General features: G+C 67.8%; 16 protein-coding genes and 1 tRNA gene. 3 read left to right on the top strand and 14 right to left on the bottom strand.

Going from position 1 to position 18,122, the window contains the following annotated elements:
* From frr to rpsB, 4 genes are all read right to left on the bottom strand, one after another.
* Positions 1-561, bottom strand: coding sequence for a ribosome recycling factor (gene frr, locus QRD43_RS10015; RefSeq protein ID WP_285982326.1), 561 nt, complete (start codon positions 559-561; stop codon positions 1-3).
* A 50-nt stretch (positions 562-611) separates the two neighbouring features.
* Entirely contained in the window at positions 612-1,322 is a 711-nt protein-coding gene (gene pyrH / locus QRD43_RS10010; RefSeq protein WP_285982325.1) for a UMP kinase, read from the bottom strand.
* Between the two features lie 196 nt (positions 1,323-1,518).
* The gene (gene tsf, locus QRD43_RS10005; protein ID WP_285982324.1) at positions 1,519-2,430 is read right to left on the bottom strand and encodes a translation elongation factor Ts; all 912 of its coding nucleotides are present in this window, start codon (positions 2,428-2,430) and stop codon (positions 1,519-1,521) included.
* A gap of 105 nt (positions 2,431-2,535) precedes the next feature.
* A complete protein-coding gene (gene rpsB / locus QRD43_RS10000) occupies positions 2,536-3,282 on the bottom strand; it encodes a 30S ribosomal protein S2 (protein WP_285982323.1) in 747 nt (248 codons plus the stop codon).
* Between the two features lie 380 nt (positions 3,283-3,662).
* On the opposite strand from rpsB, the gene QRD43_RS09995 reads away from it, so the two are divergent.
* Positions 3,663-4,961, top strand: coding sequence for an NAD(P)/FAD-dependent oxidoreductase (locus QRD43_RS09995; RefSeq protein ID WP_285982322.1), 1,299 nt, complete (start codon positions 3,663-3,665; stop codon positions 4,959-4,961).
* 14 nt (positions 4,962-4,975) lie between these two features.
* Positions 4,976-6,538, top strand: coding sequence for an NAD(P)H-hydrate dehydratase (locus QRD43_RS09990; RefSeq protein ID WP_285982321.1), 1,563 nt, complete (start codon positions 4,976-4,978; stop codon positions 6,536-6,538).
* Positions 6,539-6,580: 42 nt separating this feature from the next.
* On the opposite strand, the gene rnr is transcribed toward QRD43_RS09990, so the two are convergent.
* Positions 6,581-8,836 (bottom strand): ribonuclease R, encoded by a 2,256-nt coding sequence (gene rnr, locus QRD43_RS09985; protein ID WP_285982515.1) that lies wholly within the window; start codon positions 8,834-8,836, stop codon positions 6,581-6,583.
* 154 nt (positions 8,837-8,990) lie between these two features.
* Here rnr and QRD43_RS09980 point away from each other — a divergent pair.
* Positions 8,991-9,075 (top strand) — tRNA-Leu (locus QRD43_RS09980).
* A gap of 374 nt (positions 9,076-9,449) precedes the next feature.
* On the opposite strand, the gene QRD43_RS09975 is transcribed toward QRD43_RS09980, so the two are convergent.
* From QRD43_RS09975 to der, 9 genes are all read right to left on the bottom strand, one after another.
* A complete protein-coding gene (locus QRD43_RS09975) occupies positions 9,450-9,971 on the bottom strand; it encodes a phosphoribosyltransferase (RefSeq protein WP_285982320.1) in 522 nt (173 codons plus the stop codon).
* 40 nt (positions 9,972-10,011) lie between these two features.
* Positions 10,012-11,346 (bottom strand): adenylosuccinate synthase, encoded by a 1,335-nt coding sequence (locus QRD43_RS09970; RefSeq protein ID WP_285982319.1) that lies wholly within the window; start codon positions 11,344-11,346, stop codon positions 10,012-10,014.
* A 41-nt stretch (positions 11,347-11,387) separates the two neighbouring features.
* A complete protein-coding gene (locus tag QRD43_RS09965; RefSeq protein ID WP_285982318.1) occupies positions 11,388-12,551 on the bottom strand; it encodes an ATP phosphoribosyltransferase regulatory subunit in 1,164 nt (387 codons plus the stop codon).
* 152 nt (positions 12,552-12,703) lie between these two features.
* Positions 12,704-12,892, bottom strand: coding sequence for a DUF2065 domain-containing protein (locus tag QRD43_RS09960; RefSeq protein WP_285982317.1), 189 nt, complete (start codon positions 12,890-12,892; stop codon positions 12,704-12,706).
* Between the two features lie 51 nt (positions 12,893-12,943).
* The gene (gene hflC, locus QRD43_RS09955; protein WP_285982316.1) at positions 12,944-13,837 is read right to left on the bottom strand and encodes a protease modulator HflC; all 894 of its coding nucleotides are present in this window, start codon (positions 13,835-13,837) and stop codon (positions 12,944-12,946) included.
* 12 nt (positions 13,838-13,849) lie between these two features.
* Entirely contained in the window at positions 13,850-15,037 is a 1,188-nt protein-coding gene (gene hflK, locus QRD43_RS09950) for an FtsH protease activity modulator HflK (RefSeq protein WP_285982315.1), read from the bottom strand.
* A 114-nt stretch (positions 15,038-15,151) separates the two neighbouring features.
* Positions 15,152-16,417 (bottom strand): GTPase HflX, encoded by a 1,266-nt coding sequence (gene hflX, locus QRD43_RS09945; RefSeq protein WP_285982314.1) that lies wholly within the window; start codon positions 16,415-16,417, stop codon positions 15,152-15,154.
* Between the two features lie 45 nt (positions 16,418-16,462).
* Positions 16,463-16,708 carry an RNA chaperone Hfq gene (gene hfq, locus QRD43_RS09940; RefSeq protein WP_285982313.1) on the bottom strand — a complete coding sequence of 82 codons (246 nt, stop codon included), beginning with the start codon at positions 16,706-16,708 and terminating at the stop codon, positions 16,463-16,465.
* A gap of 75 nt (positions 16,709-16,783) precedes the next feature.
* Positions 16,784-18,121 (bottom strand): ribosome biogenesis GTPase Der, encoded by a 1,338-nt coding sequence (gene der / locus QRD43_RS09935; protein ID WP_285982312.1) that lies wholly within the window; start codon positions 18,119-18,121, stop codon positions 16,784-16,786.
* Between the last annotated feature and the right edge of the window lies 1 nt (position 18,122).

The raw sequence follows: 18,122 nt of genomic DNA, 5'->3' as shown, positions 1-18,122 counted from the left end.
TCAGACGGCCAGGATCTCGGCTTCCTTGGCCGTGATCAGCTTGTCGATGTCGCCGATCACGCGATCGGTCAGCTTCTGCACCTCGTCCTGCGAGCGGCGCTCGTCGTCCTCGGTGATGGCCTTGTCCTTCTGCAGCTTCTTGGCCTGCTCGTTGGCGTCGCGGCGCAGATTGCGCACGGCCACCTTGGCATCCTCGCCAGCGCTCTTGACGACCTTGGTCAGGTCGCGGCGGCGCTCCTCGGTCAGCGGGGGCATCGGCACGCGGATCAGGTCGCCCTGGGCCGAGGGATTCAGGCCCAGGTCCGACTCGCGGATGGCCTTCTCGATCTTGGGGCCCATGCCCTTTTCCCACGGCTGCACGCTGATCGTGCGGGCGTCCAGCAGGCTCACGTTGGCGACCTGCGAGATGGGCACGGGCGAGCCGTAGTAGTCCACATGGACCTGATCCAGGATGCCCGGGTGAGCCCGGCCGGTGCGGATCTTCTGCAGTTCGGTCTTGAAGGACTCGACCGTCTTGGCCATCTTGGCCTCGGCGTTCTTCTTGATGTCAGCAATGCTCATGATGCTCAACCTTGTTCAGGAATGGACCCGGGCTCAACGCGCCAGGACACTCAAACGTGGACCAGCGTGCCCTCGTCCTCGCCCATGACCACGCGCTTGAGCGCGCCGGCCTTGAAGATGCTGAAGACCTTGATGGGCAGCTTCTGGTCGCGGCACAGGGCGAACGCGGTGGCGTCCAGCACCTGCAGATTCTTGGTGATCGCCTCGTCGAAGCTGATGCGGGCGTAGCGGGTGGCCGTCGGGTCCTTCTTCGGGTCGGCGGTGTAGACGCCATCGACCTTGGTGGCCTTCAGCATGATCTCGGCACCGATCTCGGCACCGCGCAGCGCGGCGGCGGTATCGGTCGTGAAGAAGGGATTGCCCGTGCCGGCCGCGAAGATGACGACCTTGCCCTCTTCGAGGTACTGCAGCGCCTTGGGGCGCACGTAGGGCTCGACCACCTGCTCGATGCTGATGGCGGACATCACGCGGGCCGTCATGCCCTCCTGGCGCATGGTGTCGGCCAGGGCCAGGGAATTCATCACCGTGGCCAGCATGCCCATGTAGTCGGCGGTGGCGCGGTCCATGCCGACCGAGCCGCCGGCCACGCCGCGGAAGATGTTGCCACCGCCGATCACGACGGCCACTTCCACACCCAGCTGCGTCACCTCCTGGATCTCGCGCACCATGCGCACGATGGTGGCGCGGTTGATGCCGTAGGCGTCATCGCCCATCAGGGCTTCACCGGAAAGTTTGAGCAGGATGCGTTTGTGCGCGGGCATTGTGTCCTCGTCGTGGGTGGTGGGTTGCCGCGATGCCGGGGAGAGCTCCTCCCCGACCGCAGGCGCAAGTGTAAAGGGCGCCAGAGGCGCCCTTTGTTTCCAGCCGTCGCGGTGATTCAAGGAAATCGGGGGCTCCCCCTCATTCCCAGGTCACGCCGAGCGGCAAACCGGGCTCGTCAGCCCGGCCAAAAGACGCTCAGGCGTTCTTGGCAGCGGCAGCCGCTTCGGCGGCAGCCTTCTGGGCGGCCACTTCGGCTGCGAAGTCGTCGACCTTCTTCTCGATGCCTTCGCCGACCACGTACAGGGTGAAGCTCTTCACCGCGGTGGCCTTTTCCTTGAGCATGGCAGCGACGGTCTGCTTGCCGTCGGCGGCCTTCACGAAGACCTGGTCCAGCAGCGAGACTTCCTTCAGGAACTTCTGCACCGAGCCTTCGACCATCTTGGCGACGATGTCGGCCGGCTTGCCGGACTCGGCAGCCTTCTCTTCGGCGATCTTGCGCTCCTTGGCGACCAGCTCGGCCGGCACTTCGGCGGAGGACAGGGCTGCCGGCTTCATGGCGGCGACGTGCATGGCGACGTCCTTGGCAGCCACGTCGTCACCGTCGAACTCGACCATCACGCCGATGCGGGTGCCGTGCAGGTACGAGACCAGCTTGCCACCTTCGTAGCGCTTGAAGCGGCGGATCGTCATGTTCTCGCCGATCTTGCCGATCAGGCCCTTGCGCACGTCTTCCACGGTCGGGCCGAAGCCTTCCTGGGACAGGGGCAGTGCCGACAGGGCGTCGACGTCAGCGGGGTTCTTCTCGGCAACCAGGCCGGCCAGGGCGTTCACGAAGGCCAGGAAGGCCTCGTTCTTGGACACGAAGTCGGTTTCGCAGTTGACTTCGAGCAGCGCGCCGGCGCCACCGACGACAGCCGCCGCCACCACGCCTTCAGCGGTGATGCGGGAAGCGGCCTTGCCAGCCTTGTTGCCCAGCTTGACGCGCAGGATTTCCTCGGCGCGGGTCAGGTCGCCCTCGGCTTCGGTCAGGGCCTTCTTGCACTCCATCATGGGAGCGTCGGTACGGGCGCGCAGCTCGGCGACCATGCTTGCGGTAATAGCAGCCATTTCAATCTCCGTTGGACTGGGAGCCGACGCAGCGGCTCCGCAAATACAGATTCAGCGTGGAAAAAAGGGGCTGAATCAGCCCCTGGTGAGCAAGTGCCGAAGGGCTCAGGCGCCTTCGTTCACTTCCACGAACTCGTCGCCGTCGGCGGCAACAGCCTGCACCAGCTCGGCGGTGCTGTTGGCACGGCCTTCCAGCACGGCGTCGGCCACAGCCTTGGCGTACAGAGCGACAGCCTTGGCGGAGTCGTCGTTGCCGGGGATGATGTAGTCGATGCCTTCGGGCGAGTGGTTGGTGTCAACCACGCCGATCACGGGGATGCCCAGCTTCTTGGCTTCGGCGATGGCGATCTTGTGGTAGCCGACGTCGATCACGAACAGGGCGTCCGGCAGGGCAGCCATGTCCTGGATGCCGCCGATGTTCTTTTCCAGCTTGGCCAGGTCACGCTGGAACATCAGCGCTTCCTTCTTGATGGCGGGCTGGGTGCCGTTCTCGACCTGAGCCTGCATGTCCTTCAGGTTCTTCAGCGAACCCTTGACCGTCTTGAAGTTGGTCAGCATGCCGCCCAGCCAGCGCTGGTCCACGAAGGGCACGCCGGCGCGCTGGGCTTCAGCAGCGACGATCTCGCGGGCTTGACGCTTGGTGCCGATCATCAGGATCGTGCCGCGCTTGGCCGACAGCTGGCGCACGAACTTCAGGGCCTCCTCGAACTTGGGCAGCGTCTTTTCAAGGTTGATGATGTGGATCTTGTTGCGATGGCCATAGATGAAGGGGGCCATCTTGGGGTTCCAGAAGCGGGTTTGGTGACCAAAGTGGACACCGGCTTCCAGCATTTCGCGCATCGTCACGGACATGAGTAACTCCGAAGGTTGGTTCTAAAATCCGGCTCGAATCGCGTCGTAGCGAAGGGCAAAAAAGGCCCGCTCATTGAGCTGCCACGACACGACACCTTTCGATTGCCGGTTTGCGATTGATTTGCCTGATCTGCCTCGATCTGCCTGACACCCCGCCACGGGACAAAGCCCACGACAACGGTGCCGGCCGCGGCGGCAAGCACGATTCAGCTCAGGGCAAGAAGCCCCCTTGAATGGCATGCACTATCCGGCAAAACCCAAAGAGTATAGCACGATTGAAATTCGCCCCCTCCCACCGCGCCCGGTCCTGCCCTCTGGCGCACCGCCCCACCGCCGCTGACCGCGCGGCATTCCACCCCTTCACCACGGCGAGGTCCTGAATGGAAGTCGCCATCATCGGCGCCGGCATCACCGGCATCCACGCGGCCCTGGAGCTGGCCGCCCAGGGCCACGCCGTCGTCGTGTTCGAGCGCAGCGGCAGCGTGGCCTCGGAGTCCAGCTTCGCCCAGGGCGGGCTCAGCGCCCCTGCGCTGAGCGGCGTCTGGGGTGCCCTGTGCGGCAGCCAGCCGCTGGCGCTGCAGGGATCGAGCCTGAGCCACCCCGCCTGGCGCTGGGCCGCGCGCCAGGCCCGCACCCAGCGCGACGACACCATCGCCGCGACCCTGCGCACCCTGGCCCAGCAGAGCCTCGCTCGCTCGACCGTGCTGCGGCGCCAGCTGCAGCTGGACCACGAACGCAGCGAAGGCCTGCTGCTCCTGGTCCGCAGCGAGGCGCAGGCCCGCAAGGCGCAGGCGCTGGCCGAGTCCTGGCAGCAGGCCGGCGTGTCCCATGCCTGGCGGGATGCGGCGCAGTGCCGCCAGCATGAGCCCGGCCTCAATCCGGACATCCCGCTGCATGGCGGCTGGCATCTGCCCGAGGCCGAAGCCACCAATGGCCGCGAGCTGTGCCTGCTGCTGAAGCAGGCGGCCCAGCGTCTGGGCGTGCACTTCAGCTTCCACACCGAAGTCCGCCAGCTGCAAGCCGGCAAGCGCCCCGCCCTCACCCACGGCCCCGCGCCGCAGGCCGGCCTGCCGGCAGTGAGCCCGCGGCAGGACGCGAACAGCGCTGCCGGCCCCGCCACCCTGCCCAGCCCGCGCGAAGTCCAGACGCACAGCTTCGATGCCGTGCTCGTCTGCGGCGCCCAGCTGGAGGACCCGCTGCTGCATCAGCTGGGTCTGAAGCCCGCGCTGCGGCAGGTCTGGGGCCGCACGCTGACGGCGCCGCTGCGGCAGCTGGAAGCCTTCCCGGACCTCGGCCCCCGCGCCAACCTCATCGACGACGAGCAGCAGGTGATCCTCAGCCGCCTGGGCCAGCGCGTGCGCGTCAGCGGTGGCGCCAGCTTCCAGCCCCCAAGCCGGGGCGACAAGGGTTTCGAGGCCCTGCATGCCGTGCTGCACGACTGGTTCCCGGGGGCCATCCAGCCTCAGCAGGTCCAGTACTGGCAGGGCAGCCGCCTGATGAGCGCCGATGGCCTGCCCTTGCTGGGCGCGAGCGGCGCCGACGGCATCTGGCTGAACCTGGCCCACGGCGGACAGGGCGCCGCGATGGCCGCGGGCGCCGCCCAGGTCATGGCCGCGCTGATCGGCGGTCGCGACCCCGGCCTGGACCTCACCCCCTTCGCCGCCGCACGACGGGGCTGAGCTAGAGTGGCCGCATGATCGAGGTCCTCCCGCACGGCGGCCGCCACCCCCTCTTCAGCACGTCGGGCTGCCGCACGCTGGAGGCCGAGGCCCTCGCGGCCGCTCCCGCCCATGCCCTGATGGCCCGCGCCGGCCTGGCGGTGGCCAGGCTCGCCCTCGCCGTCGCCCCGCATGCCCGCCGCGTCTGGGTGGCCTGCGGGCCCGGCAACAATGGCGGCGACGGCCTCGTGGCCGCGCGGCATCTCGCCCTTCAGGGGCTGGACGTCCATGTCAGCCTGTTGAATGCCGGCAAGCCGCTGCCTGCCGACGCGCAATGGGCCCTGGATGCGCTGGCCCCGCTGACGTCGGCGCCGAACGGGCACGTCCGCCTCGGCGCCGCGCCCTGCCCGCCCGCGGACTGCGATCTTTTCATCGATGCCCTGCTGGGGCTGGGCGTGCAGCGGCCACCACAGGGCGCGCTGGCCGAGGCCATCGCCGCGCTCCGCGCCGGGGGCGTGCCCGTGCTCAGCGTGGACCTGCCCAGCGGCCTGCAGGGCGACACGGGCCAGCCTTGCCAGGACGCTGACGGGCGCCCCGGCGCCGTCGCCCGTGCCGATCACACCCTGTGCCTGCTGAGCCTCAAGCCGGGCCTTTTCACGGCACAAGGCCGTGATCTCGCCGGCCGGATCTGGCTCGACACCCTGGGCCTCCACGTCCCGCGCGGCGACGCCGGTTGGCTCATCGCCCCTGGCGATCCGGGGCGGCCGCCTGCACCGGACGTCCGCGCCCACGCCAGCCACAAGGGCAGCTACGGGCAGGTGCTGGTCGTGGGCGGCGCCGCCCACATGCAGGGCGCCGCCGAGCTGGCGGCCTGCGCCGCGCTGGCGGCCGGTGCCGGCAAGGTGTTCGTGAAGACGCTGAGCCTCGGCCCTGAGCACATCCGCCGCGCGGCCGAGCACCGCCGGCCGGAACTCATGGACTGGCCCGATGGCAGCGCCGGCCGTCTCGATGACAGCACCGCCTGGCAAGACCTGACCCTCGTGGCCGGCTGCGGCGCCGGCACGGCCCTCGACAGTGCCGGCCTGCTGCAGCCACTCCTCCAGCACGCCCACCGCCTGGTGCTCGATGCCGACGGGCTGAACAGCGTCGCGACCAACGCACTGGCCCGGCAGGCGCTCGGCAGCCGGCGGGCGCGGGGCCTGCAGACGGTGCTGACACCGCATCCCCTGGAGGCCGCCCGGCTGCTCGGCCACACCGTGGGCCAGGTGCAGAACGACCGGCTGGGCGCCGCGCGCGCGCTGTCGGCCGCATTCGACTGCACCGTAGTGCTCAAGGGCTCCGGCACCCTCATCGCCAGCCCGGGCGAGCCACTGCACCTCAATGGCAGCGGCAATGCCGCGCTCGCGGGCGCCGGCACGGGGGACGTGCTGGCGGGGTGGATGGGCGGGCTGTGGGCACAGCAGTCGCGTGAAGCGCCCCATGAGGTCGCCACACGCAGCGTCGCCCGCCATGGCGAGGCCGCCCAGGGGGCGCGCGCACCGCTGCGCGCCGCCGACCTCATCGAGCAGATGCACGCCTTGCAGCCGCCGCTGCCATGAAGCCCTGAAGCGGCGGCGCCGGGCAAGGCCCGGCGGTCGGCTTCAGCGGCGCTTGCGCGGCTTGCCGGACTCCGTCGCCTGACGCGCCGCAGCCTTGCGCGCCTTCACGGGCGAGGCCGCCGTGGCGCCACCACTGCGCGAGGCGCTCCCCGAGCGTGCACGCTTGCCGCTGGCCTTGACCTCGCGGTCCTGGCGCTGCACCTCGACCAGCTTGTCCGTCGGCTGGCGGGGCGCTGCCTGGCCGGTCTTGTCACGTGGCGGACGGGCGGACGGGCGCGACTCGTCGGTCTCCCGCACGAGGCGGAAGTCGATCTTGCGGCCGTCGAGGTCCACGCGGCTGACCTGCACCTGCACCCGCGCGCCCGTGGCGTAGCGGATGCCCGTGCGCTCGCCGCGCAGCTCCTGGCGCACCTCGTCGAATCGGTAGTACTCGCCGCCCAGCTCGGTGATGTGGACCAGACCTTCGACGAAGAGCGCATCCAGCTGCACGAACAGGCCGAAGCTCGTCACCGCGTTGACGGTGCCGCTGAACTCCTCGCCCAGGTGCTCGCGCATGTAGCGGCACTTGAGCCAGGCCTCGACGTCACGCGAGGCTTCGTCGGCGCGGCGCTCGTTGGCGCTGCAGTGCGCCCCCACCACTTCCCAGCGTTCGACCTCGGTGCTCGCCGACGCCGGATTGATCGGCTTGGCCCTGCCGGGCCGCTTGGGCGGCGTAGGCACGTCCATCTTGGCCGGATCCAGCTGGTAGCGCTTGTTGCCCAGCATGGCCTTGATCACGCGATGCACCAGCAGATCGGGGTAGCGCCGGATCGGACTCGTGAAGTGCGTGTAGGCCTGGTAGGCCAGGCCGAAATGGCCGGCATTGGCCCCCGTGTAGATCGCCTGCTGCATGGAGCGCAGCAGCATGGTGTGGATCTGCGTGGCGTCCGGACGGTCCTTGGTGGCCTGGGCGATGGCCTGGAACTCACCGGGCGAGGGGTCGTCCGACAGCCCCATGCCGATGCCCAGGGCCCGCAGATAGGCCTGCAGCACCGTGCGCTTCTCGGGCGTCGGGCCCTCGTGGACGCGGTACAGCGAATGGTGCTTGCCTCCGGCGATGAAGTCCGCCGCGCAGACGTTGGCGGCCAGCATGGCTTCCTCGATCAGGCGGTGGGCGTCATTGCGGGTGCGCGGGATGATCTTCTCGATGCGGCCGTTGTCGTCGCAGACGATCTGCGTCTCGACCGTGTCGAAGTCGACGGCACCGCGCCGCTGGCGCTGGCTCAGCAGGGCCCGGTAGACCTCGTGCAGGTGCAGCAGGTGCGGCACCAGGCCCTTGCGGCGCGCGGCCTCGGGGCCGTGCGTGTTCGCCAGCACGGCAGCCACCTCGTTGTAGGTGAGCCGCGCATGCGAGCAGATCACGGCCGGATAGAACTGATAGGCAAAGGTCTCGCCCTCCTCCGTGACCAGCATGTCGCAGACCATGGACAGACGGTCCTGGTCCGGGTTCAGCGAGCACAGGCCGTTGGAGAGCTTCTCCGGCAGCATAGGGATGACGCGGCGCGGGAAGTAGACCGACGTGGCGCGCTCATAGGCATCGAGGTCCAGCGCCTCGCCGGGCTTCACGTAATGGCTGACGTCGGCAATGGCGACCAGCAGGCGCCAGCCCTTGAACGCCGTCTTGCCGCGCCCCTGCTTGTGAGGCGTGCAGTACACCGCATCGTCGAAGTCGCGGGCATCCTCGCCGTCGATGGTGACCAGCGGCACGTCACGCAGGTCCACGCGGTTCTTCATGTCCACCGCTCGCACGCGATCCGGCAGCTTGGCGGCCTGCGCGAGGGTCTCGGCGCTGAAGCGATGCGGGACCTCGTACTTGCGCACCGCGATCTCGATTTCCATGCCGGGATCGTCGATCTCGCCCAGCACCTCGGTCACGCGCCCCACGGGCTGCGAGTACAGCGAAGGCGGCTCGGTCAGCTCGACCGCCACCACCTGACCCGCCGTCGCATTCGCGATGGCGTTCTTCGGCACGAGGATGTCCTGCCCGTAGCGCTTGTCTTCCGGCGCCACGAGCCAGACGCCCGACTCGAGCAGCAGGCGGCCGATGATGGGACGCTTCTTGCGGTCGAGGATCTCCAGCACCCGGCCTTCCGGGCGCCCGCGCTTGTCATAGCGCACGATGCGCGCCCGCAGGCGGTCGCCGTGCATCACGGCATGCATTTCCTGGGAGGACAGGTAGAGGTCGGGCTGCCCGTCATCGGGGATGAGGAAGCCGTGCCCGTCGCGGTGCCCCTGCACCACACCCTCGACTTCACTCAGCAGCGCTGCCTGCGAACCGGCATTGTTGCCGGGACCACTTGTGTTCTTAAAATTTTTGATGATAGAATCTCAGCTTTCCTGAAACGGCCAGGCAATTCGTTCAGAGAGATCATAGTTCATGTGATCGGGTTTGAACAAAAAGCTTGGAAACCTTGCCCAGGTGGCGGAATTGGTAGACGCACTAGTTTCAGGTACTAGCGGGTAACTCCGTGGAGGTTCGAGTCCTCTCCTGGGCACCAAATGCTTGCAAAAGCCAGCTTCTGTTCTGCAGAGCTGGCTTTTGTTTTTGCGGCCTCTGTTTTGAGGCCCTCGACGGTGAATGGCTGCAGATCGAAAGACCTGCAGCCATTTTGCTTTGCGGCACGCCAAACACACAAGTGCGATGCCCGTGCGCCAGGCGTCCCGGCGCCCATGCGCAACACCTTGCGCAACACCCCGCACGACATCTCACGCAACACCTGACCCCCGCCCTGCCCCGCCGGAGCACAAACAGGCGAGCGGCGCGGCGCGCGCGCCCATGAAAAAGGCGCGTCGCCCGTCATGGAACGGGGCGGCGCGCCTGGCGGCGTGTGCGACGGCAATGACGCGCCGTCGCATGGCAGGGCGTGGAGGATCAGACCGAGAACTTCTTGGCCAGCGCGTCGGGGCGCATGTCGTCGTAGATCTCGAAAGGCTGATGGATCCAGGGGCTGGTCTCCAGCATCTCGACGTAGTAGTCCGGCGTGTAGGTCGAGACCGACTTCGTCCAGATCACCGCGGAACGCAGCTCCTTCACCGAGGGCATGCCACGCAGGCGCTCGACCACGGCCTTGAGCGTGACGCCGGAATCGGCCAGGTCGTCCACCAGCAGCACGCGGCCGGCCAGCTCGCCCTTGGGCATGGTGATGTACTTGGCGATGTCCAGGCGGCCCTGGATGGTGCCGGCCTCGGCGCGATAGGAACTCGTGGACATGATGCCCAGCGGCTTGTCGAACACGCGGGACAGCACATCACCCGGGCGGACGCCGCCGCGGGCCAGGCACAGGATCTGGTCGAACTCCCAGCCGGAAGCATGCACCTTGAGTGCCAGACGCTCCGTCAGCAGGTGGTATTCGTCCCAGGACACGTACAGGTGCTTGCCGTCGTCGGTCAACATAGATGCTTACTCCAAATGCGATGTGATCGTTGAGAGGGGCTCAGCCCTGGTAGGGATGGCGCAGGAGGATGGTGTGCTCGCGGTCCGGACCCGTGGACACCATGTCGATCGGCGCGCCGATGACCTCTTGCACACGCTCCAGGTAGCGCCGCGCGTTCAGCGGCAGCGCATCCCAGTTCGTGACGCCGAAGGTGCTTTCCGTCCAGCCCGGGAAGGTCTCGTAGATGGGCTTGCAGGCCACGATCTCGTCGGCATCCAGCGGAAGGATGTCGACTTGCTTGCCGTTCAGCTCGTAGCCGACGCACATCTGGATTTCCTTGAGGCCATCCAGCACGTCCAGCTTCGTCAGGCACAGGCCCGTGATGCCGTTGATGATGATCGAGCGCTTGAGGGCGGCGGCGTCCAGCCAGCCGCAGCGGCGGGCACGGCCCGTCACGGTGCCGCGCTCCTGGCCGACGGTGGACAGGTGGTAGCCGACGGTGCCTTCCTTCTCCCACTCGAGCTCGGTCGGGAACGGGCCCGAGCCCACGCGGGTGGTGTAGGCCTTGGTGATGCCCAGCATGTAGTGCAGCATCTGCGGACCGACGCCCGCACCGGCGGCGGCATTGCCGGCCACGCAGTTGCTGGAGGTCACGTAGGGGTAGGTGCCGTGGTCGATGTCCAGCAGCGTGCCCTGGGCGCCCTCGAACAGGATGTTCGCGCCGGCCTTGTGGGCCTTGTGAAGCATGTAGCCGACGTCAGCCAGCATGGGCTTGACCTGCTCGGCCAGGGCCATGGTCTTGTCGAAGATGGGCTGGAACTCCAGCGCGCTGGCGTTCAGGTAGCCCGTCAGTGCGTGGTTGTGCAGATCCAGCAGCTCGCGCAGCTTCTTGGCGAAGCGCTCGGGGTGCTTCAGGTCCTGCAGGCGCAGGGCGCGGCGGGCGACCTTGTCCTCGTAAGCCGGGCCGATGCCCTTGCCCGTGGTGCCGATCTTGCCGCTGCCGCTGCTCTCGCGCAGCGCCTCGCGGGCCTTGTCCACCTCCACGTGGAAGGGCAGGATCATCGGGCAGGATTCGCTGATGTAGAGGCGCGAGCGCACGTCCACGCCGGCCTTCTCCAGGCGCTCGATCTCGGACACCAGATGGGCCGGATCCACCACCACGCCGTTGCCGATGTAGCAGGCCACGCCGTCACGCATGATGCCCGACGGAATCAGCTGCAGGGCCGTCTTCACGCCCTTGATCACCAGCGTGTGGCCGGCGTTGTGGCCGCCCTGGAAGCGCACCACGCCCTGTGCGTGGTCGGTCATCCAGTCGACGACCTTGCCCTTGCCTTCGTCACCCCACTGGGTGCCCACAACGACCACATTACGGCCGCGCGCGATCTCACTGTGCATGATGCTCATCCAATGAAAAGTATTCAGATTGGCGGGCCGCGTCAACGCGCGCGCACCACCCATTGCCCGCCAACAGTGACCAGTTCGCGGTCGCAGTCGAATTCGTCGTTCTCGTGCTCGTGCCCGGGCAGCACGCAGACGACAGTTTCCCCTTGCTCACGCAAGGCTCGCACGGCAGCGCGCAGGGCCGCGTCCTCGCCCCAGGGGGCGCGCACGGCGGCCCGCAGCGGCGTGACGGGGCTCAGCGCCACCAGCGTCTTCAGGTCAAGGCTGAAGCCCACGGCCGGACGGCGGCGGCCGAACACGGCCCCCACCTCGTCGTAGCGCCCGCCGCGCAGCACGGCATCGCTGCAACCGGCGGCATAGAGGGCGAAACGCATGCCGCTGTAGTAGGCATAGCCCCGCAGATCCGCCAGGTCGAAGCCCAGGCGCAGGTCCGGATGGCTCTCGCGCAGGTGGCTGGACAGCCAGCGCAGGTCGTCCAGCGCCGCACGGATCAGCGGATGATCCGGCAGCTGCGCACGCGCCTGGTCGAGGACCTCGAGGCCACCATACAGGCCGATCAGGGCCTGCAGACCCTGAGCCACGACAGCGGGCATGCCCGCCGTCGCCTGGGCCAGGTTCGCCGCATCCTTCGCGGCAAGGGCCGAGACGATGGCATCCAGCGTATCCGCTGGCAGCTTCAGCTCGCCCAGCACGCCTTGCACCAGGCGGGCATCGCCCAGGTCCAGCGTGATGCCGGTCAGGCCGGCCTTGCGCAGCGTGGCGATGGCCAGCTCCTGCACTTCGAGGTCGGCTTCCAGGCCGGCATGGCCATAGATCTCGACGCCGAACTGCAGCGGCTCGCGGCTGCCATGCAGCCCTTCCGGCCGCGTGTGCACCACGGGACCGCAGTAGCACAGGCGCGTCACGCCGGCACGGTTCAGCAGGTGGGCGTCGATGCGCGCGACCTGCGGCGTGGTGTCCGCGCGCAGGCCGAGGCTGCGACCGGACAACTGGTCGACGAGCTTGAAGGTCTTGAGGTCCAGTTCACGACCCGTACCGGTGAGCAGCGACTCGAGGTGCTCCAGCATGGGAGGCATCACCAGTTCGCAGCCGTAGGTCCGCGCCAGATCCAGGAGTTCACGCCGGAGTTCTTCGATACGGCGAGCCTGGGAGGGCAAGACGTCAGCAATGTGCTCGGGCAGCAGCCAAGCAGAGGCCATGGACGTTTCTGGGGGGGTTAAAAACGGCATTGTACCGGGAAGTCCCGGACGGACGAACAGGCGAGCCTACGTGACGCGCAAATGCGGGTCACGCACAACGGGTGAACCGCGGGCGGCCACCCTGCCCTGGCAGCGCCGGGCGGCTCAGGGGCTCAGCGCAGCAGCAGGAGCCCGATCAGCCCGAAGGCCACGCTGGCCAGCCCGACGAAGCGGATTTGGCCGTCGCTGAGGGCGGTCATGCGCTGGAACAGCGCGCGCCAGCGTGCCGGCTGCAGCAGCGGCAGCAGCCCCTCGATCACGAGCATCAAGGCCAGGGCGGTCCAGAGAAGGTCGAGACTCATCGAAAAAGCCCCGCTCGAGGGCGGGGCAGATCTGCTGTGCGGTGGCGGCGCTTACTTCTTGGCCGGCGCTGCGGGACCGGTCGGTGCGCCGCGCATGGCCTTGAAGAACTCGGAGTTCGGATCGAGCACCATCACGTCCGACTTGTTCTTCCACACCGCGCGGTAGGCCTCGAGCGAGCGGTAGAACTGCGCAAACTGCGGGTCGCGGCCAAAGGCCTCGGCATACAGGGCCGAAGCCTTGGCATCGCCCTCGCCCTTGATCAGCTGCGCATCGCGGTAGGCCTCGGCCAGGATGACTTCACGCTGACGGTCCGCATCGGCGCGGATCTTCTCCGCCTCGGCGCTGCCGGTGGCGCGCCATTCATTCGCCACGCGCTTGCGCTCGGACTCCATGCGGCGATAGACCGCCTCGGTGATGTTCGCCGCGAAGTCCACGCGCTTGATCCGCACGTCCAGGATCTCGATGCCGAACTGCTTGGCTTCCTCGACCAGGCGGCGGCGCACGTCCTGCATGACCTTGTCGCGCTCCGTGGCGAGCACGGCCCGGACATCGCGCTTGGTGACTTCCTCGTTCAGCGCCGCCTGCACGATGGGGCTCAGGCGGGCATTCACGGCGCTCATGGTGCTGCCGCTGTTGCGGATGAACTGGCGGGGATCGGTCACGCGCCACTTCACCAGCCAGTCGAGCACCAGGCTCTTCTTCTCGGCAGTGAAGATCGGGCGGGGATCGGGGTTGTCCAGCGTCTGCACGCGGCGATCCAGGAAGACCACGTTCTGGAACGGCGGCGGCGCCTTGAACTTCAGGCCCGGCTCGCTGACCACTTCCTTGATCTCGCCGAGGGCATACACGACGGCAAACTGGCGCTGGTCCACGACGTACATCGTCGAGCTCAGGACCATGAAGGCGACCAGCGCGCCCAGCACGATGCTAGTGATTCGGTTCATGTCGTCGCTCCCTCAACGGCCTTCACGATTGCGCAGGGCATCGCGGTTGCGATCCACCGGTGCGGTGGCGGCAGGCGCCGGCTCGACGGTCACCGGGACCGGCGTGGTGCTCGTGACGCTGGAGTTGCCCTGCTGCATCAGCTTGTCCAGCGGCAGGTACAGCAGGTTCGAGCCGTTGCGGCTGTCCACCATGACCTTGGTGACGTCGCTGTAGATCTGCTGCATGGTGTCGATGTAGATGCGGTCGCGCGTGACGGCCGGCGCCTTCTGGTACTCGACCAGCACCGACTTGAAGCGCTGCGCATCACCCTCGGCACGGGCGATCACGCGCGAGCGGTAGCCCTCGGCCTCCTGGCGCAGGCGCGCAGCCTTGCCCTGGGCCTCGGGGATCACGCTGTTGGCGTAGGCCTCGCCCTCGTTCTTGAGCTGTTCCTTGTTCTGGCCGGCCTTGAAGGCGTCGTCGAAGGCCGCCTGCACCTGTTCGGGGGCCTGCACGCTGCCGACGTTGACGTTCTTGATCTGGATGCCGGCCTTGAGGCGGTCCAGCTGCGCCTGCACCGACTTGCCGAGCTCGGCGGCGATGGCGTCACGCTGCTCGTACAGCACGGAATCCATGTTGGACTTGCCGACGATCTCGCGCACGGCCGACTCGGCGGCCTGGCGGACCGCCTCGTCCGGATCGCGGTTCTCGAAGAGGTAGTCGCGCGCGTCCTTGAGCAGGTACTGCACCGTGAAGCGGATGTCCACGATGTTCTCGTCCTGCGTCAGCATGGAGGAGTCCCGCAGGCCGGTGACCGGCACCTGGTTCAGGCGTCCGACTTCCACCGAACGGAGCTGCGTCACGGCGACGGTCTCGTGAGCCTGGAAGGGATAGGGCAGGCGCCACTGGAAGCCGGCCTCGACCGTCCGGCTGTACTTGCCGAAGGACGTGATGACGGCCTGCTCGCCTTCCTGCACCGTGAAGAAGCCGCTGCCGAGCCAGGCCAGGGCCACGACACCACCGATCAGGCCCATGCCCACGCCAGCGCTGCGCATGTCGGGACCGGAACCGCCCGGCTGGGGTTCGGAGCCGCCGCCTCGACCGCCGAAGAAGCCGGAGAGCTTGCGGTTGAAATCGCGCCAGAGCTCGTCGAGATCGGGCGGGCCGTCATTGCGGCCATTGTTGAGCACAGCACCATCGCGACGGGTGCGCGGCGTCATCAAAGCTCTCAGCAGCGACGCTGCAGCAGCAGCGGTCTCTCGCAGCGTGGGGGCGCCAGCGGCGCGCTCAGCGTGATTCATGCTCATGCCTGTGTGTTGGAATTGGGCGCGGGGTCATTGTCCATCGCTTTGGCCTCCGGATTCGGAAGGCCCCGGCGGCGCGGACCATTCGTCCTCATGTGGCGGCTGGGCCAGGGAAATCAAGCGCGGGTCGTGCGGCGCTGCGTCGGGGGTCAGGCCTTGCTCCCGCATGCTGGTGACAATCTGGGCGCGCAGCAGGTCCAGGCCCTCGCCGCTCAGGGCGCTGACGAAGATGCGCGGCACGCGCTGGCCGTTCGGGCGCTCCATCCAGTCCGAGGGCTGGCGCGGGCGCTGGTTGTCCTCAAGGCGGTCCAGCTTGTTGTAGACCAGCAGCTGCGGGATGCCGGCGGCATCGATTTCCTCGAGCACGCGCTCGACCTCGACCATCTGCTCGTCCAGCACCGGCGACGCCGCATCGACCACATGCAGGAGCAGGTCGGCATCGGCCGCCTCCTGCAGCGTGGCCTGGAAGGCCTCCACGAGCTTGTGAGGCAGGTCGCGGATGAAGCCCACGGTGTCCGACAGCGACACGCTGGTGGACGCCTCCTCGAGGTACAGCGAGCGGGTGGTGGTGTCCAGCGTGGCAAAGAGCTGGTCGGCTGCGTAGGTGCGGGCCTTCACCAGCGCATTGAAGAGCGTGGACTTGCCGGCGTTCGTGTAGCCGACCAGCGAGACGCGGAACACGCCGTTGCGGGCCCGCGCACGGCGCTGGGTGCTGCGCTGGCGCTGCACCTTCTTGAGCCGCTCCTTGATGCTCTTGATGCGGTCGTCGATCATCCGGCGGTCCAGCTCGATCTGGGCCTCGCCGGGGCCGCCGCGCATGCCGATGCCCCCGCTCTGGCGCTCCAGGTGGCTCCAGCGTCGCACGAGGCGCGACGCAAGGTACTGGAGGCGGGCCAGCTCGACCTGCAGCTTGCCCTCATGACTCTTGGCGCGGGCGGCGAAGATCTCGAGGATCAGGGCCGTGCGATCTGCGACCGGCACACCGAGGACACGCTCCAGATTGCGCTGCTGGGCCGGCGAAATGGCCTGGTCGAAGAGCACCGTGTGGGCGCCGTGGGCCTGCACGAGCAGCTTGATCTCGTCGGCCTTGCCGGACCCGACGAACAGCGCGGCATCGGGCGCCTGGCGCTTCGCGGTCACGCGGGCCACGGGCGTGTCCCCGGCCGAGGCGGCCAGCAGGGCCAGCTCGTCCAGCGTGGGATCGAACGGGGCGCCGCGTCCGAAATCGACGCCCACAAGAATGGCGCGCGCCGCCTCGGAGGGCGGCGTCGCGGCGGAATGGCTTGAAGAACTCAAGGTCGGTGGAGGCCGTCACGGCATCAGCCGTGACGGCGAGTCCTCTCAGGCAGCGCCTTCGGCGCCGTCGTTGGCGTGGAAGTTCACGGCGCGGCCGGGAACCACCGTCGAAATGGCGTGCTTGTAGACCATCTGAGTGACCGTGTTGCGCAGCAGCACGACATATTGGTCAAAGGACTCGATGTGGCCCTGCAGCTTGATGCCGTTGACCAGGTAGATGGACACCGGCACATGCTCCTTGCGCAGGAGGTTCAGGAAGGGGTCTTGCAGGAGTTGTCCTTTGTTGCTCACGATATGCTCCGTGTTGTGAGAGGGGAAGGGAGAACGGCACCTTAACACAGCCGCGGGTTTCCCCGCGCCCGGGAATCAGTCATCCTTATCCAGGAATGGATTCTTGGATGAGCGCATCTCGATGCGCAGCGGCGTGCCCGAGAGCTTGTAGTGGGCGCGGATGCGGCCCTCCAGGTAGCGCTTGTAGGCATCGGAGACGCTGTCCAGGGCATTGCCGTGGATCACCACGATCGGCGGATTCATGCCCCCCTGGTGCGCATAGCGCAGCTTGGGACGCGACACGCCGGAGCGCTGCGGCTGCTGATGCTGCACGGCTTCCTGGATCAGGCGGGTGAGCACCGGCGTGGTCATCTTCTTGTAGGCCGACGAATACGCATCGGCCAGCGCATTCCACAGCGGACCGAGGCCCTGCCGCTTGAGCGCCGAGATGTTGAGCACCGGCGCGAACTTCAGGAAGGACAGGCGGGCCTCGATGGAACGCTGCAGCATCTCGCGCTGGTAGCTGTCGACGGCATCCCACTTGTTGATGGCCACGACCACGGCGCGGCCGCTGTCGAGGATGTAGCCGGCGATGTGCGCGTCCTGGTCGGTGACGCCCTGCGTGGCGTCGATCAGCAGCAGCACGACGTTGGCATCCGCGATGGCCTGCAGCGTCTTGACGACCGAGAACTTCTCGATGGCCTCGAAGACCTTGCCCTTGCGTCGCAGGCCCGCGGTGTCGATGAGCTTGAACTTCTGGCCTTGGCGCTCGAAGTCCACCGAGATGGCATCGCGCGTGGTGCCCGGCATGTCGAAGGCGACGAGGCGCTCCTCACCCAGCCAGGTGTTGATCAGCGTGCTCTTGCCGACGTTCGGCCGGCCGGCGACGGCCAGGCGGATCACCTGCTCTTCCTCGGCGCCCTCCCCGTCCTCATCGCCGTAGTCAAAGCCTTCCAGCACGGCCTCGAGCATGCTGCGAATGCCCTGGCCATGGGCCGCGGAGATGGGATGGGGTTCACCCATGCCCAGCTCGTGGAACTCGCCCAGCAGGGGCGATTCGCTCATGCCCTCGGCCTTGTTGACGGCGAGGTAGATGCGCTTGTTGCAGGCACGCAGGTAGCGGGCGATGTCCTGGTCCTGGGCGGAGAGGCCCAGGCGGATGTCGACGACGAAGACCACGGCATCGGCCTCGGCCACGGCCTGGCGCGTCTGCTTGGCCATTTCCTTGACGATGCCGGTGGAGCTGTCGGGCTCGAAGCCCCCGGTGTCGATGACGATGAACTCGCGGTCACCGAGACGGCCGTCGCCATAGTGCCGGTCGCGCGTCAGGCCGGCGAAGTCGGCCACGATGGCGTCACGGCTCTTGGTCAGCCGGTTGAACAGCGTGGACTTGCCCACATTGGGGCGGCCCACCAGGGCGATCACGGGTTTCATG

Source organism: Roseateles subflavus (assembly GCF_030285365.1).
GTDB classification, from domain to species: Bacteria; Pseudomonadota; Gammaproteobacteria; order Burkholderiales; family Burkholderiaceae_C; genus Roseateles_B; species Roseateles_B subflavus.
Note: the sequence above shows the minus strand (reverse complement) of the source record. Positions and strands in the feature narration are given on the sequence as shown.

Coding starts and splice junctions, on each gene's coding strand:
- frr (WP_285982326.1), bottom strand. CDS start 561: ATGAGCATTGCTGACATCAAGAAGAACGCCGAGGCCAAGATGGCCAAG.
- pyrH (WP_285982325.1), bottom strand. CDS start 1,322: ATGCCCGCGCACAAACGCATCCTGCTCAAACTTTCCGGTGAAGCCCTG.
- tsf (WP_285982324.1), bottom strand. CDS start 2,430: ATGGCTGCTATTACCGCAAGCATGGTCGCCGAGCTGCGCGCCCGTACC.
- rpsB (WP_285982323.1), bottom strand. CDS start 3,282: ATGTCCGTGACGATGCGCGAAATGCTGGAAGCCGGTGTCCACTTTGGT.
- QRD43_RS09995 (WP_285982322.1), top strand. CDS start 3,663: ATGGAAGTCGCCATCATCGGCGCCGGCATCACCGGCATCCACGCGGCC.
- QRD43_RS09990 (WP_285982321.1), top strand. CDS start 4,976: ATGATCGAGGTCCTCCCGCACGGCGGCCGCCACCCCCTCTTCAGCACG.
- QRD43_RS09975 (WP_285982320.1), bottom strand. CDS start 9,971: ATGTTGACCGACGACGGCAAGCACCTGTACGTGTCCTGGGACGAATAC.
- QRD43_RS09970 (WP_285982319.1), bottom strand. CDS start 11,346: ATGCACAGTGAGATCGCGCGCGGCCGTAATGTGGTCGTTGTGGGCACC.
- QRD43_RS09965 (WP_285982318.1), bottom strand. CDS start 12,551: ATGGCCTCTGCTTGGCTGCTGCCCGAGCACATTGCTGACGTCTTGCCC.
- QRD43_RS09960 (WP_285982317.1), bottom strand. CDS start 12,892: ATGAGTCTCGACCTTCTCTGGACCGCCCTGGCCTTGATGCTCGTGATC.
- hflC (WP_285982316.1), bottom strand. CDS start 13,837: ATGAACCGAATCACTAGCATCGTGCTGGGCGCGCTGGTCGCCTTCATG.
- hflK (WP_285982315.1), bottom strand. CDS start 15,037: ATGACGCCGCGCACCCGTCGCGATGGTGCTGTGCTCAACAATGGCCGC.
- der (WP_285982312.1), bottom strand. CDS start 18,121: ATGAAACCCGTGATCGCCCTGGTGGGCCGCCCCAATGTGGGCAAGTCC.